This window comes from Bradyrhizobium sp. RD5-C2 (assembly GCF_019972155.1).
Lineage (GTDB): Bacteria > Pseudomonadota > Alphaproteobacteria > Rhizobiales > Xanthobacteraceae > Bradyrhizobium.
Genome location: NZ_BOVL01000006.1, coordinates 107,301 through 121,393 on the forward strand (window position 1 = coordinate 107,301; position 14,093 = coordinate 121,393).

Consider the following 14,093-nt stretch of genomic DNA (forward strand, 5'->3'; position numbering starts at 1 on the left):
GGGTGTCAATCGTGGGGGCTGACGGAGCGACCCCGGATGTCGCTTCGCTCATCCGGGCTATGCCGAGGCAATAGTGCAACCGGAAAACAGATCACCGCGCCAGGCCGTCAATCTTTGGAACGGCTTTTCGCGCGCGCGGCCAAAAACGAAATAGCGTCTCATATACATCGGCGGGTTTTCTCCTAATCTTGCACCAGTTTTGACTGCTGATCAGGAGCCTGCGCCGGTGACCGCGCCACCTCTCTCTCGACGTTCTGCGCTCGGCGTTCTCGCCGGAAGTCTGGTTGCGAGCGGCGTTCGCGCAGAGGGCGGGGCGGGCGTGGGTCCCGATCTCGGCGGCGTCACTTTGCGGGTGGCGTATTACAAGGGGGGCTGGCGTCCGCTGCTGCAGGCCGCCGGCGAGGACAAGGCGCCTTACAGGATCGAATGGAAGGAGCTCAACAATGGCGTGCTCCACATCGAGGCACTGAACGGCGATGCGCTCGACGTCGGTTCGGGCAGTGAGATTCCGGCGATGTTTGCCGCGCGCCAGAACGCCAAGGTGCGCTTCATCGCTGTCACCCATGAGGATCTCAACATCCAGGTCACGGTGGCGGCGAAGGATGCGCCGATCCATTCGATCGCCGATCTCAAGGGCAGGCGCGTCGGCTATGTGCGCGCGACAACGGCGCACTACTTCCTCGCCAAGCAGCTCGAGGAAGCCGGGCTTGCATTCGGCGATATCGAGGCCATCAATCTGACGCCGTCGGACGGCTACTCGGCGTTCGCCTCCGGCAAGCTCGATGCCTGGGCGATCTACGGCTACAACGGACAGCTCGCCATCGCCAAGCAGGGCGCGCGGCTGCTCAAGACCGGCGTCGGCTATCTCTCGGGCAACTTCCCGATCTACGCCAATCCGAAGGCGGTCGACGATCCGCTGCGCCACGCGGCCGTGAGCGATCTGTTGCTGCGGATCCAGCGCGCCTATGCGTTCGCCAACAAGAATTTTCCTCTCTATGCGGCGGCGCAGGTGGCCGAAACCCATCTGCCATTGCAGGACATCCTCGACCAGTTCGCCCGCCGCAGCGACGACTTCTCGCTCGCCGGTGTGAGCCCTGACGTGCCGGAAACCCACCAGAAGGTCGCCGACACCTTCCTCAAGCTCGGCGTGCTCGACGCGCGCGCGGAGGTCGGAAAATTCTGGGATACGAGCTTCAACGACGCGATCGCCGCGGGCGCAGCAAGGATCGCGCGGAGTTGACGGCCGTCGTGAGGATGTAGCCCATATAGGCTAGGTGATCGACGGGCAGGTTCCCGGAGATCGCGGCATTCTTCATCGCAAAACAGACGAGAAAGTTCCAGCGCGATCGCCGCCGGCTTGTGCCGTGCTGCCATGCAGGCCGGAAAGCTTGCAGGCCGCGCCATGTCCGTACCATGATGGTGGGCAGTTCCAATGCGGGTCTGGTCAACGGGCCGGGCGCGGCCTCCGAGGGGCCGGGCCAGTTTTGTTTGCAGCGGATGATTGTCGCTCATGCTGATTGTTGCCCGGAGCCGAAATTGAATCACGACACGTTGGCCAAGCTCACCGTCACCATCATCGTCCTGGTCGCGCTGCTGGTCTGGCGTGTCGCCGACCAGAAGAAGGCGATCGCATGCGGGCTGGACTGCCCGACCGACCTGTCGGCGAACCGGAAGCCCGCTCAATAGGAACAGCCCATTGATCGATGCCGCCTCGGAGGTGCGTGCCGCGCGCCTCTATCGGCCGTCGCGCGGCGCGTATATCGTTGGCGGCAAACACAAGATCGGTCCCGCGTGCCGGGTAACGACGTGAGGTGAGGAAGCGATGTCCGATATGCTGCTGTTTTCGCCGATGACCATCCGCGGCGTCACGCTGAAGAACCGCATCGTGGTGCCGCCGATGCATCAGTATTCCGCCGAGAAGGGCTTTCCGACCGACTGGCACCTGATGAATGCCGGCAAGTTCGCCGCCGGCGGCGCCGGCCTCGTGATCGTCGAATCGACCAAGGTCGAGCGTCGCGGTTGCGGGACGATCGGCGATCTCGGCATCTGGGACGACAAGTTCGTCGCGCCGCTCAGCCGGCTCGTCAGTTTCATCAAGCAGCAGAACGCGGTGGCCGGCATCCAGCTCGGCCATTCCGGCCGCAAGGCGCGCGCAAGCCGCCCCTGGGAGGGTGACCGTCCACTCGAACGCAGCGCCGCAATCGAGGACTGGGACGCCTGGACCCCGGTGGCGCCGAGCGCGATCGCCCATAGCGAGCGTTGGCCGGTGCCGCGCGCGCTGGAAACGCATGAGGTGAAGGATCTCGTCGCGGCCTGGGGGCAGGCGGCGCGGCGCGCGCACGAGGCCGGGTTCGAGGTGCTGGAGCTGCACGGCGCCCATGGCTATCTCGTGCACGAATTCCTCTCCGCGCGCTCCAACCAGCGCAGCGATGAATATGGCGGCTCGGAAGCCAACCGGATGCGCTTCCTGATCGAGGTGACCGAGGCGGTGCGCGCGCACTGGCCGGATCACAAGCCGCTGTTCGTGCGGCTGTCGGTCGAGGACAATGCCGGCTGGGGTCCGGAGCAGAGCGCGGGGCTGGCGGCGATCCTGAAGGGGAAGGGCGTCGATGTGATCGACTGCTCGTCGGGGGGAATCAGCGAGATGGCGCCGATCCTGGGCAAGGAGATCAAATACAACTATCAGGTGCCGCTGGCGGAATATGTGCGCCGGCATGCCGATATCATGACCATGGCGGTCGGGCTGATCATCCATGGTGACCAGGCCGAGCAAATCCTGCGCAATAAACAAGCAGATTTGATCGCGGTCGGCCGGGAGATCCTCAATAACCCCAACTGGCCGATGGATGCCGCGCTAAAACTCGGGGTTGAAGGGCCATTTCGCAATGTTCCTCCGCAGTTTGGCTATTGGCTGGGCACCCGGGCCAAGCGCGGATTCGGGACTCGGCCATCGACCTGGCAGAACGGGTTGCGGGAGGCTGGGCCAGAGACCGACCGGGAGCTGACTTGAGGCCGGCTTTGGGGTGACTAAATGCTGATTTGGGGCTGACCAGGGCATCGTGACAGGACCGTAATGGTCCAGTGACGTGGCGGCCTTGATCCGACCAAAAAGCCGTTGTGTGGTGCCCCCGTCGGGGTGGGGCAGGCGAACGTTGCGGAACGTTGCCGGCCGATACGAAAAAGGATCGCGGATAATGCGCAAACATGTTGGCTTCTTCCTCGGGACGGTTGCGGGAGCGTGTCTCACCCTGCTCGTGGCCTCGCCGCAGGGGGCGCATCTGTTCGCCGTCGCCAATGCCGCCGCGCATGCCGACAACACCTATTCGCAGCTCAATCTGTTCGGCGAGGTGTTCGAGAAGATCAAGACCGACTACGTCGAGAAGCCCGAGGACTCCAAGCTCGTCGAAGGGGCGATCAACGGCATGATCTCCTCGCTCGATCCGCACTCCCGCTACATGAACGAGAAGGGCTGGGCGGAGATGCAGGAGACCACGCATGGCGAGTTCGGCGGGCTCGGCATCGAGGTCACGATGGAGGACGGCTTCGTCAAGGTGGTGGCGCCGATCGACGACACGCCGGCTTCGCGCGCCGGCATCATGTCGGGCGACGTGATCACCTCTATCGACGATGAGCAGATTCAGGGTCTGACGCTCGACCAGGCCGTCAACAAGATGAAGGGTGCGCCCAACAGCTCGATCCGGCTGAAGCTCATCCGCAAGGACGCCGACAAGCCGATCGAGGTCTCGATCACCCGCGAGATCATCCGCGTCCGCCCGGTGAAGTATCACGTCGAGGGCGGCGACATCGGCTACATCAGGATCACCTCGTTCAACGAGCAGACCACCGAGGGCCTGCGCAAGGCGATCGGCGAGATCCAGAAGCAGGTCCCGCAGGACAAGCTCGACGGTTATGTCGTCGACCTCCGCAACAACCCGGGCGGCCTGCTCGACCAGGCGGTCTCGGTGACGTCGACGCTGATGCAGCGCGGCGAGGTGGTTTCGACCCGCGGCCGCAATCCGGAAGAGACCCAGCGCTTCACCGCCCATGGCGGCGACATGACCAAGGGCAAGCCGCTGGTGGTGCTGATCAATGGTGGCTCGGCCTCGGCCTCCGAAATCGTCGCCGGCGCGCTGCACGACCACAAGCGCGCGACCCTGATCGGCACCCGCTCGTTCGGCAAGGGATCGGTGCAGACCATCATTCCGCTCGGCGCCGGCAATGGCGCGCTGGCGCTGACCACGGCGCGCTATTTCACCCCGTCGGGCCATTCGATCCAGGCGCTTGGCATCAAGCCCGACATCGAGGTGCTGCAGGACGTGCCGGACGAGTTCAAGACCCGCTCCGAGATCAAGGGCGAGGCCTCGATGCGCGGCCACCTCGCGGCCGAAGGCGGCGAGCAGACCGGTTCGCAATCCTACGTGCCGCCGGACGAGAAGAACGACAAGGCGCTGGCCGCGGCGTTCAACCAGCTGCGCGGCGTCACAGTGAACGCCGACGCCAAGAACGCGGACAGCAAGGCCGCGCAGAAGCGGCCGGTTCCGAACTAGGCGCCGTCGTTTTCCGGTCGAAGCCGCTCGCCGCGGCAAGGTCCATGGACCTTGCCGGCTGGATCCGACCCGACACCTTGCGCGTCAATTGGGTACTGCGCGTCTGTGATCTTGCGCGATCTCGGTGGCCTGGTAGGCGAGATTTTGCCAGCGGCCGCCGAGCCTGACCCAAACGGACAGAAATCGCGCTCGATAATCGAACGAGGCCGGACCGTTGCGGCCTGACGCCAGCCAGCGTCCGACGACGACCGCCGTGTCCTGGTACAGCCGGATATCAAGCTCGTCGACGCGCGCGGCTTCCCAATGGCGCGTTCCGCTCCGGTACGAGGCGAGCACGTCCGCTTTGGTCTCGATCGCCCCGCCGGGTTGCACGATGACGTAGTCCGGGTGGATCAATCGATCGATCACATCCAGGTCGAGCGTCAGGTGCGCCGCGGCAAGTGCGTGCTCCGCAGCGGCAACCGCATCGAGGTCGGTGTTCGACGGAGCCAAGCGCGGGGGTCTCCTGATCAGGCGGTCACGCCGCGCCGGCGACGGGTTTGCGCCGGCGCGTGGCGGTCGGACCCGCAGCGGGGCCGCGGCGATGCCCGGCCAGGAGCTCGCGGATCTGGGCGGCCGGCTTCGGCGGGCTGAACAGATAGCCCTGCATTTCCGAACAGCCGAGCTCGCGCAGCAATTGCTGCTGCTGTGCGGTCTCGACGCCCTCCGCCGTCGTGGTCATGCTGCGCTCGGCGGCGATATTGACGACGGCCTCGACGATGCCGGCCGAACCTTGCGGATCGGCGATATCGGTGACGAAGCAGCGGTCGATCTTGATCTTGTCGAACGGGAAGCGCTTCAGATAGCTGAGCGACGAATAGCCGGTGCCGAAATCGTCAAGCGCGATCCTGATGCCGATGGCGCGAAGCTGGTGCAGCGCGGCCAGCGCCGTCTCGTCGTCGCGGATCAGCACGGCCTCGGTGATCTCGAGCTCCAGCCGGCCCGCCGACAGGCCTGATGCCGCCAGCGCGCCGATCACCTTGAGCGCCAGCGTGCCGGTCCGGAACTGGACCGGCGAGACGTTGACAGCGAGCTTGACGTGATCGGGCCAGTTCACGGCTTCCTTGCAGGCCGTCATCAGCACCCATTCGCCGAGCTGGTTAATCAGGCCGGTCTCCTCGGCGATCGGCACGAAGTCAGCCGGCGAGATCATGCCGCGCACCGGATGGCGCCAGCGCACCAGCGCCTCGCAGCCGGTGATCTCGTTGCTGCGCAGGTCGACGCAGGGCTGGTAATACACTTCGAGCCCGCTGCCCGCGGCGATGGTCTGCCGCAGCTCCACCTCGAGCTCGCGGCGGGCGCGGGCATCGGCGTCCATCGCCGGTTCGAAGAAACGCGCGACGCGCCGGCCGGCTGACTTCGCTGCATACATCGCAAGATCGGCGTTCTTCATGATCTGGTCGAGATCGGTGCCATCCCTCGGCGCCAGCGCAATGCCGATGCTGGCGTCGGTCGTGACCTGGTGGCCGAGGCATTGATAGGGCGAACGGATCACCTCGTAGATGCGTGCAACGAGGTCGGTGACCTCGATGTCGTTCTTCACGCCTGTCTGCACGATCGCGAATTCGTCGCCGCCGAGCCGGGCGACGAAATCGCCGTCGCCGATCACGCCGCTCAGCGTCCGCGCAACGGACTTGAGCAGCTCATCGCCGACCATGTGACCGAGCGAGTCGTTGACGCCCTTGAATTCGTCGATGTCGATATAGAGCACCGCGAGCTGGCTGTCGGGGGCGACATGCGGCAGCTCGCGCTTGATCTCCTCGTGGAACAGCGCGCGGTTCGGCAGGTCGGTGAGCGCATCATAGTGGGCAAGATGCGTGATGCGCTCCTCGGCGCGGCGGCGTTCGGTGACGTCCTCGTGGGTCGCAAGCCAGCCGCCATCGGCCAGCGGCTCGTTGACGACCTGGATCGAGCGCCCGTCGGGCGTCGCGATCACCATGGTGTTGCGAATGCCGACGTCGCGCAGCACGAGGTTGACGTAGCGCTCGACGTCGCCCTGGAATGAACCGGTCAGGTGGCGATGCACGATGACGTCGCGGAAGCTGCAACCAGGCCGGATGATGTCGGCGGACAATCCGTACATCTCGATATAGCGCTTGTTGCAGATCACCAGCCGCTGCGCGGCATCGAACAGCAACAGCCCCTGCGTCATGTTGTTGACGGCGGTGTCGAGCCGGAGCTTCTCCAGCGTCAGGCGCTGCTGCTGGGTTCGGTGCTGCTGCAACAGCTTGCGCACCACCAGCGTCAGCAGGATCGCGATCGCCAGCACCGATGCTGCGGTCACCGCGATCAGCATGCCGATCTGCTCGCGCCAGTTGGCGAGCGCCGCTTCCGTAGTGGTCGTGGCGACGACGACGATCGGGAATTTGGTGAGCGCCCGCGACGACACCAGGCGGTCCTTGCCATCGACCGGGCTGGTCATGCGCGAGGTGCTCGCGGGCTGCTCGAACACCTGCTGCTGATTGGCCGGACCGGTGCGGAAATTCTTCCCGATCATCTCCTCGACATGGGGATAGCGCGCCAGCAGCGTGCCGTCGCGATGGTGCATCGAGATCGCGGCGCCTTCGCCGAGCGCAACGGTCGAGAAGAATTTCTCGAAGGTCGCCGGCTCGATGCCGCGCCCGACCACGCCAAGGAACTCGCCGTGCGGGCCCGTGACCTTGCGGACGATCGCGGTGGTCCAGTTTCCGCTGACGCGGCTGACCACCGGCGCGACCATCATGTCGGGCGAGTAAGGGCTGGATTTGAAGATGTTGAAGTAGTCGCGATCGGCGATCGAGGCCTGCGGCAGCGGCCAGGCGCCCGAGCTGTTGATCAGCGCGCCGTCGGCGTCGAACACGTTGAGGCTGCCGACATTGGACAGCGCGTCCATCTTGGACTTGAGCATCGCATGGATGTCGGCGGCGGACATCCGGCGCTTGTAGTTCTCCGGCGTCGCGATCCCGTTGTCGCGCATGAACGCGATCAGGTCGCGCTGGACCACCTCGAGGTCGTCGAGCTGCTGGTCGAAATGCCGCGCCAGCAGCAGCACGGTGTTCTCGAGCTCGCGCTCGCTGTTGTGCAGGGCGCGCTCGCGGAAATTCTCCGCCATCAAGGTGGCGCCGATCGCAATCGCGGCCATCAGCACGGCGCCGCCAAGGATCAGCCAGCGGATCGGACCGCTGCCGATCACTGAGGTGACGTTGAACGAGGCGCTGCCGTTTTGCTTCATCTGACGCTATCGCTTCCAGGCGTTTCACCCGGAAGTAGCTTTCACGCACCTCCGGCCCGCGAAAGTCGTATCCAAACGAAGTGGAGCGCCGGTTAGCGAGATTGGTTAACGAATGCTTGCGGGTGGCCGCGAGAAGTCATGTTCTCTGGATGATCCGGAAGTGAATCCGAAAGAGGTGGAGCCAACGCGACTAGACCCCGAAAGAATGTCGCATCTGAGTAGTCATGCGCTGGACAGCATCGGTATATCGACCCTGGGAAAATTTTTGATCGACTATGTAAAGAACAAAGATAATTCCGACGGCAATAAGCAGCCCTTTCACCAGACCCTCCTCGTCATCATCGCTCTGGCAATAACCGGCGGAAGTTCTGTGTGTTCCGATTTGGGATTTCCAAGTGCGGTAGACCGCACTCACCTTGATTGGATTCGAACAACGGATAATCGCCACCGCTCATCGTCCTGAGATCGGTGCGGCACGTCGTCGATAATCCACAACGGGACAATTAGTTCCCGAAACAGAACTGCAATTTTTGCCGGTCGGTGCGGCTACACGGAATCTCTTGCCGCGTACGAAGTCGATGTAATCATCCGTTTACGATCTAAGTCCATGACCATACTCGACGTCATCGTCGGCACATTGTTTGCGTGTCGTCTCGCAAGATTCAGTACGTGAGTGTTGTCATAATGAAGAAGCTTGTGCAGAATTTTTGCGCCGACGAAACCGGCGCGACCGCGATCGAATACGGGCTGATTGCAACCGGCATCGCGATCGCGATCATTGCCGCGGTGAAGGGCGTCGGTACCAAGCTCTCGGGCACCTTCAATACGATCAGTGGCTCGCTGAAGTGATCGAACGCACTCGCGATCACTTGCCCGCGCGATAGTGCCCGGACTTGCCGCCGATCTTCTCGACTAGGTGAATGCCTTCGATCCGGATGCCGCGGTCGACCGCCTTGACCATGTCATAGATCGTCAGGCAGGCGACCGAAACCGCGGTCAATGCCTCCATCTCGACGCCGGTCGGGCCTGTCACCTTGACGCCGGCGCGGACGATGCAGCCGGGCAGCTTGTCGTCCGTTGCGATATCGATCGTGACCTTGGTCAGCGCCAGCGGATGGCAGAGCGGGATCAATTCCGAGGTCCGCTTTGCCGCCATGATGCCTGCGATCCGCGCGGTCGCCAGCACGTCGCCTTTCTTGGCCTGTCCGGACTCGATCAGTGCCAGCGTTGCCTTGCTCATCAGGACGCGGCCTTCGGCGACCGCGGTCCGTTCGGTCGCTGGCTTGGCCGAGACGTCGACCATGCGCGCCTCGCCCCTGGCGTCGATATGGGTGAGGGCGGTGCCGGGTCCCTTCGATCCGGCTTTGGCCTTGCGCGCCATCGCGTCAGCGCGTGCCGGTGGCGCGCGGTGTGGCCTGCCGCGTCAGCAACGTGCGGGTGGCCGCGGTGACGTCCTGCTGGCGCATCAGGCTCTCGCCGACCAGGAAGGTCGACATTCCGACGCGCTCGAGCCGGGCGAGGTCCTCAGGCGTGAAGATGCCGCTTTCGCCGACCATCAGCCGGTCGGCGGGGATCAGCGGCGCCAGCGCCTCGCTGGTCGCAAGCGTGGTCTCGAAGGTGCGCAGATTGCGGTTGTTGACGCCGATCATCGGCGAGCGAAGTTTTAGGGCACGGTCGAGCTCGGCGCGGTCGTGGATCTCGATCAGCACGTCCATGCCGTAGCCGAGTGCAGCGTCCTCGATCTCCCTTGCCGCCGTGTCGTCGAGCGCGGCCATGATGATCAGGATGCAGTCGGCGCCGTGGGCACGCGCCTCCGCCACCTGATAGGTGTCGAACATGAAATCCTTGCGCAACACCGGCAGATTGGTCGCCGCGCGGGCCGCGACCATGAAGTCGAGATGGCCCTGGAACGAGGGCGCGTCCGTCAGCACCGACAGGCACGCCGCGCCGCCGGCTTCATAGGCTTTCGCGAGCACGGGCGGATCGAAGTCGGCGCGGATCAGCCCTTTCGAGGGCGAGGCCTTCTTCACCTCTGCGATCAGCGCGTAGTCGCCGCCAGCATGCTTGTCCTTCAGCGCACGGACGAAGCCGCGCGGGGCCGAGGCCGCCTTCGCCTGCGCCTCGACGTCGGCAAGCGGACGCGCGCGCTTCGCGGCGGCGATCTCCTCGCGCTTGTAAGCCTCGATCTTGGTCAGGATGTCGGACATGTCTCGCGCTCTCAGCCGTTGGAAACCGCGACCAGATGCTTCAACCGCGCCGCGGCCGCGCCGCTGTCGAGCGACTGGGCGCCGATCGCCACGCCTTCCTTCAAATCCTTGGCACGGCCGGCCACGATCAGGGCTGCGGCCGCGTTGAGCAAAGCGACGTCACGATAGGCGCTCGGCTTGCCGGCAAGCACGCTCGACAGTGCGATCGCATTGGCATCGGCGTCGCCGCCCTTCAACGCGTCACCGCCGACGCGGCCGAGGCCGGCATCTTCAGGCGTCACCTCTGATGTCCTGATCTCGCCGTTCTCCAGCGTTGCAACGAAGGTCGGGCCGGTGAGGGTGATCTCGTCGAGGCCGTCGGAGCCGTGCACGACCCAGACCTTGTCGGAGCCGAGGTTCTTCAGCACCTGCGCCAGCGGCTGCACCCATTGCCGCGAGAACACGCCGACCATCTGCCGCTTGACGCCGGCCGGGTTCGACAGCGGCCCGAGCAGGTTGAAGATGGTGCGGGTGGCGAGCTCGACCCGGGTCGGGCCGACATTCTTCATGGCCGGATGATGCGAAGGCGCGAACATGAAGCCGATGCCGGCTTCCTTGACGCAGCGGCCCACTTGCGCCGGCGTCAGGTCGAGCTTGACGCCGAGCGCGGCCAGCACATCGGCGGCGCCGGAACGCGACGACAGCGCGCGGTTGCCGTGCTTGGCGACGGGCACACCGGCGCCGGCCACGATGAAGGCCGCGCAGGTCGAGACGTTGACCGAGCCGGAGCCGTCGCCGCCGGTGCCGACAATGTCGACGGCCTCCGCCGGTGCGGTGACCGGCAGCATTTTGCGGCGCATCGCGGTCACCGCGCCGGTGATCTCTTCGACGGTCTCGCCGCGCACCCGTAGCGCCATCAACAGCCCGCCCATCTGCGAGGGCGTGGCTTCGCCCGACATCATGCTGTCGAAGGCTGACGCCGCTTCTTCACGCGTCAGCGTGGCGCCGGTGGCGACTTTTCCGATGATCGATTTCAGGTCGTCCATTCGCTGGCTCAGGGTCTGTTGTTGGAGCTCGATCGCGGCGCAGCGCGTTGTCGCGCTGTCCCGATCATGCTCAATTATTCGCGCCTGTCACCTGTGCGAAGGCTGCCTGGTTGACGGACACACCGATGTCGGTCTCGATCTTCGCGACATATTGCGCGACCTGCTCGTCGCTGAGCGAGCGCCGCAGTGCCTCGGTGAGCTGCTTGACCTCGTTGGAGGCGAAGTCGACCGGGGGCACCGTCACGTCGGTGACGCGGAACACCACCCACTGGCTGCCGCCGGCCGCGGAGGTCTGTCCGTCGCTGTCCTTGGCGGTGCGGAATGCGGCCGCGATCACGCCGGCCGGCACGTTGGGCAGCGTGGCCTCGCGGCGGAAGTTCGCAGCGGTCTCGACCTTGACGCCGGCCGCGGTCGCCTCGTCGGCGAGCTTGGCGCCGCTGTCGAGCTTCTGGACGATCTCGGTCGCCTTGGCGCGCAGCTTGGCGGAGATCTGGTCCTCGCGCCACTTGGCCTCGACCTGGTCGCGGACCTCGTCGAGGGTGCGCTCGCGCGACGGCGTGATGCCGAGCACGTCGTACCAGACATAGCCGTTGTTGAACTGGATCGGGTCGTTGTCGACGCCGACGTCGCTGTTGAATGCCTGCGACACCAGGTCGAGGCCGCGCGGGATGTTTGAGGCGACCTGGCCGTTCGGCAGACGCCCCGAGCGATCGATCGCGTCGATGGTGACCGCGGTCAATTTCAGCTTCTGCGCCGCGTCGAGGACGCTGGAGCCACCGCCGCGCTCATCTTCCATCTTGTCGCGGAGCTCGGCGACCTTGGTGCGGGCACGCTCGGTCGCGATCTCGTTCTTCACCTGCTGCGCAAGGCTCTCATAGCTCGGGGTCACGCCGGGCTCGATCTTGCCGACCTTGACCAGCGCCACGCCGAAGCGGCCCTGGACCGGCTGGCTGACTTCACCTGCGGGCAGGGAGAAGGCGGCGTCGCCGACAGCCGGATCGAGGATCGCAGACTTCGCGACCAGGCCGAGATTGACGTCGGCGGGATTGAGCTTGCGCTCCTTGGCGATGTCGTCGAACGAGGCGCCCGAGGTGATGCGGGCGCGGGCGGCCTGCGCCTCACCGGCGTCCGGAAACACGATCTGCGAGACCTCGCGCTTCTCCGGCGTGCTGAGCCGGTCCTTGCGCTCCTCGAAGATCTTCTTGGCGTCCTCGTCGGACACGGTTTCCCACTTGCCGATTTCTTCCGGCGTGATCGCGACGAAGGCGATCTTGCGATACTCGGGCGCGCGGAACTGGACCTTGTGGTCCTCGAAATAGGCGGCCAGCGCCTCGGGCGAAGGCGGATCGATGGTGCCGGCCTGTGCGGCGCCGAGCGTGACGAAGTCGATCGAGCGCTGTTCGTTCTGGAAACGGGTCAGCGCCTCGACCATCGATTTGGTCGGCTCGATTCCGGACGAGATGGTGCCTGCGATCTGCCGCCGTAGGCCGACGCGGCGCTGCTCGGCGATGTAGCGGCCCTCGGTGTAGCCGAAGTTGCGGATCACGGACTGGAATCGCTGCGGATCGAACTGGCCGTTGAGGCCCTTGAAGTTCGGATCGTTGTAGATCGTGCGCAGCACCTCGGCATCGGACTGGTTGAGGCCCATGCGGCGGGCTTCCTCGTCCAGCGCGGCCTCCGCGAGCGTCTGCTGCAGCACCTGGCGATCAATGCCGAAGGCGCGCGCCTGGTCCGGGGTCAGCGGACGGCCGAACTGCCGGCCAAGCTGCTGTAGCCGGTCGGTATAGATCTGGCGGAACTGCTCGGCCGAAATCTCGGTCCCGCCCACCTTGGCGAAGGTCGACTGGCCAAACCCCTTGAAGATGTCGGCAATGCCCCAAATTCCGAAACTGACGATCAAAACGCCCATCACCACGGCCATAATGGTCTTGCCGAGCCAGTTTGATGAGGCTTTCCGCATTCCTCGAAGCATGGGTCCAACTTGTTTTACAGGAGGGGAACCGGGTCGTGCCCAAATGGGACCAAAAGTCGGGACTTTTTGTCCGGCAGCAGGGCGTCACCGAATTGAAAACGCTTATAAAGTGGCTCGTGTCCCCCCGCAACCTCGAGCGCGCGGGCGGAAGCGTCGCACGGCAGGCGCGAAGCCGCACTCTGGAAGTCGCCGCCCGGCTCTGATAGCGCAGGGGCACGCTTGAACGATGGGAAATCCGACATGACCGACGCCATCCGGCCGCTGATCGCCGGCAACTGGAAAATGAACGGCCTGAAATCCTCTTTTGCAGAGTTCGACGCGATGCTGGCCGGTGCCGGCGCTGTCGCCGGGAAGGCCGATCTCCTGGTCTGTCCGCCGGCGACTTTGGTCGGGGCCTTTGCCGACAAGGCGCGCGGCTCGAAGGTCGCCGTCGGCGCCCAGGATTGTCACCCGAAGGCGTCGGGCGCGCACACCGGTGACCTCTCGGCGGAAATGTTTAGGGATCTCGGCGCGGTCGCCATCATCGTCGGCCACTCCGAGCGGCGCGCCGACCATGGCGAGACCGATGGCTTGATTCGGCAGAAGGCGGAGGCCGTCTGGCGTGCCGGCCTGACCGCGATCGTCTGCATCGGCGAGACGCGCGAGCAGCGCGACGCCGGCAAGACGCTCGATGTCTGCGGCACCCAGCTTGCGGGCTCGCTGCCCGACGGCTCGACCGCGGCCAATCTGGTGGTGGCCTATGAGCCGGTCTGGGCGATCGGCACCGGCCTGACCCCGACCGCCAAGGATGTTGAGGAAGTTCACAGGTTTATCCGGGGTCAGCTCACTGATCGCTTCAAGGGCGAGGGAAACCGGATCAAGATCCTCTATGGCGGCTCGGTGAAGCCGTCGAACGCCGCCGAGTTGATGGCCGTCGCCAACGTCAACGGCGCGCTGGTCGGCGGCGCCAGCCTGAAGGCATCGGACTTTTTGGCGATCGCGGCGGGCTGCTGAGCGGCGGTTCTCGCACCGTCATCCTTGTAAGTCTCGAATCGCCGGATCGGATAGAGTGTCCGGTGCGGTAGCGGACGGGAGACCGCTTCATCCAAGGGC

General features: G+C 65.1%; 13 protein-coding genes. 7 read left to right on the forward strand and 6 right to left on the reverse strand.

The annotated features are described in order from the left end of the window. Positions 1–226: 226 nt before the first annotated feature. The 4 genes from BraRD5C2_RS05430 to BraRD5C2_RS05445 all read left to right on the forward strand — a co-directional run bounded on the left by BraRD5C2_RS05430 (position 227) and on the right by BraRD5C2_RS05445 (position 4,547). Positions 227–1,240, forward strand: coding sequence for an ABC transporter substrate-binding protein (locus BraRD5C2_RS05430; RefSeq protein ID WP_223967303.1), 1,014 nt, complete (start codon positions 227–229; stop codon positions 1,238–1,240). Positions 1,241–1,413: 173 nt separating this feature from the next. Beyond that, entirely contained in the window at positions 1,414–1,686 is a 273-nt protein-coding gene (locus BraRD5C2_RS05435) for a hypothetical protein (protein ID WP_223967304.1), read from the forward strand. Positions 1,687–1,822: 136 nt separating this feature from the next. Next, positions 1,823–3,010: an NADH:flavin oxidoreductase/NADH oxidase gene (locus BraRD5C2_RS05440; protein WP_223967305.1), complete on the forward strand. Its 1,188-nt coding sequence runs from the start codon at positions 1,823–1,825 to the stop codon at positions 3,008–3,010. A gap of 184 nt (positions 3,011–3,194) precedes the next feature. After that, the gene (locus tag BraRD5C2_RS05445) at positions 3,195–4,547 is read left to right on the forward strand and encodes a S41 family peptidase (RefSeq protein WP_223967306.1); all 1,353 of its coding nucleotides are present in this window, start codon (positions 3,195–3,197) and stop codon (positions 4,545–4,547) included. Between the two features lie 84 nt (positions 4,548–4,631). On the opposite strand, the gene BraRD5C2_RS05450 is transcribed toward BraRD5C2_RS05445, so the two are convergent. Together BraRD5C2_RS05450 and BraRD5C2_RS05455 are read right to left on the reverse strand one after the other, a co-directional pair. Beyond that, positions 4,632–5,039, reverse strand: a complete 408-nt coding sequence (locus tag BraRD5C2_RS05450; protein ID WP_223967307.1) for a nuclear transport factor 2 family protein — start codon at positions 5,037–5,039, stop codon at positions 4,632–4,634. Between the two features lie 25 nt (positions 5,040–5,064). Beyond that, the gene (locus BraRD5C2_RS05455) at positions 5,065–7,797 is read right to left on the reverse strand and encodes a bifunctional diguanylate cyclase/phosphodiesterase (protein WP_223967308.1); all 2,733 of its coding nucleotides are present in this window, start codon (positions 7,795–7,797) and stop codon (positions 5,065–5,067) included. A gap of 112 nt (positions 7,798–7,909) precedes the next feature. On the opposite strand from BraRD5C2_RS05455, the gene BraRD5C2_RS05460 reads away from it, so the two are divergent. Both BraRD5C2_RS05460 and BraRD5C2_RS05465 read left to right on the forward strand, forming a co-directional pair. After that, the gene (locus tag BraRD5C2_RS05460) at positions 7,910–8,260 is read left to right on the forward strand and encodes a hypothetical protein (RefSeq protein WP_223967309.1); all 351 of its coding nucleotides are present in this window, start codon (positions 7,910–7,912) and stop codon (positions 8,258–8,260) included. Between the two features lie 221 nt (positions 8,261–8,481). Next, positions 8,482–8,646, forward strand: coding sequence for a Flp family type IVb pilin (locus BraRD5C2_RS05465; RefSeq protein WP_223967310.1), 165 nt, complete (start codon positions 8,482–8,484; stop codon positions 8,644–8,646). A 16-nt stretch (positions 8,647–8,662) separates the two neighbouring features. Here BraRD5C2_RS05465 and moaC read toward each other — a convergent pair whose 3' ends face one another. The 4 genes from moaC to BraRD5C2_RS05485 all read right to left on the reverse strand — a co-directional run bounded on the left by moaC (position 8,663) and on the right by BraRD5C2_RS05485 (position 13,001). Further along, positions 8,663–9,178, reverse strand: coding sequence for a cyclic pyranopterin monophosphate synthase MoaC (gene moaC, locus BraRD5C2_RS05470; RefSeq protein ID WP_223967311.1), 516 nt, complete (start codon positions 9,176–9,178; stop codon positions 8,663–8,665). 4 nt (positions 9,179–9,182) lie between these two features. Next, on the reverse strand, positions 9,183–10,004 hold the full coding sequence (gene trpC / locus BraRD5C2_RS05475) for an indole-3-glycerol phosphate synthase TrpC (RefSeq protein WP_223967312.1): 822 nt from the start codon (positions 10,002–10,004) through the stop codon (positions 9,183–9,185). A gap of 11 nt (positions 10,005–10,015) precedes the next feature. After that, entirely contained in the window at positions 10,016–11,029 is a 1,014-nt protein-coding gene (gene trpD, locus BraRD5C2_RS05480; protein WP_223967313.1) for an anthranilate phosphoribosyltransferase, read from the reverse strand. Between the two features lie 70 nt (positions 11,030–11,099). Then, positions 11,100–13,001 (reverse strand): peptidylprolyl isomerase, encoded by a 1,902-nt coding sequence (locus tag BraRD5C2_RS05485; protein ID WP_223967314.1) that lies wholly within the window; start codon positions 12,999–13,001, stop codon positions 11,100–11,102. A gap of 240 nt (positions 13,002–13,241) precedes the next feature. On the opposite strand from BraRD5C2_RS05485, the gene tpiA reads away from it, so the two are divergent. Next, on the forward strand, positions 13,242–13,994 hold the full coding sequence (tpiA, locus tag BraRD5C2_RS05490) for a triose-phosphate isomerase (RefSeq protein WP_223967315.1): 753 nt from the start codon (positions 13,242–13,244) through the stop codon (positions 13,992–13,994). Positions 13,995–14,093 lie beyond the last annotated feature (99 nt).

Excerpts from the sequence above, each read along its gene's own strand:
- BraRD5C2_RS05460 (WP_223967309.1), top strand. The coding sequence starts at position 7,910 with ATGCTTGCGGGTGGCCGCGAGAAGTCATGTTCTCTGGATGATCCGGAA.
- BraRD5C2_RS05455 (WP_223967308.1), bottom strand. The coding sequence starts at position 7,797 with ATGAAGCAAAACGGCAGCGCCTCGTTCAACGTCACCTCAGTGATCGGC.
- moaC (WP_223967311.1), bottom strand. The coding sequence starts at position 9,178 with ATGGCGCGCAAGGCCAAAGCCGGATCGAAGGGACCCGGCACCGCCCTC.
- BraRD5C2_RS05465 (WP_223967310.1), top strand. The coding sequence starts at position 8,482 with ATGAAGAAGCTTGTGCAGAATTTTTGCGCCGACGAAACCGGCGCGACC.
- BraRD5C2_RS05485 (WP_223967314.1), bottom strand. The coding sequence starts at position 13,001 with ATGCTTCGAGGAATGCGGAAAGCCTCATCAAACTGGCTCGGCAAGACC.
- BraRD5C2_RS05435 (WP_223967304.1), top strand. The coding sequence starts at position 1,414 with ATGATGGTGGGCAGTTCCAATGCGGGTCTGGTCAACGGGCCGGGCGCG.
- BraRD5C2_RS05445 (WP_223967306.1), top strand. The coding sequence starts at position 3,195 with ATGCGCAAACATGTTGGCTTCTTCCTCGGGACGGTTGCGGGAGCGTGT.
- trpD (WP_223967313.1), bottom strand. The coding sequence starts at position 11,029 with ATGGACGACCTGAAATCGATCATCGGAAAAGTCGCCACCGGCGCCACG.
- BraRD5C2_RS05440 (WP_223967305.1), top strand. The coding sequence starts at position 1,823 with ATGTCCGATATGCTGCTGTTTTCGCCGATGACCATCCGCGGCGTCACG.
- tpiA (WP_223967315.1), top strand. The coding sequence starts at position 13,242 with ATGACCGACGCCATCCGGCCGCTGATCGCCGGCAACTGGAAAATGAAC.
- trpC (WP_223967312.1), bottom strand. The coding sequence starts at position 10,004 with ATGTCCGACATCCTGACCAAGATCGAGGCTTACAAGCGCGAGGAGATC.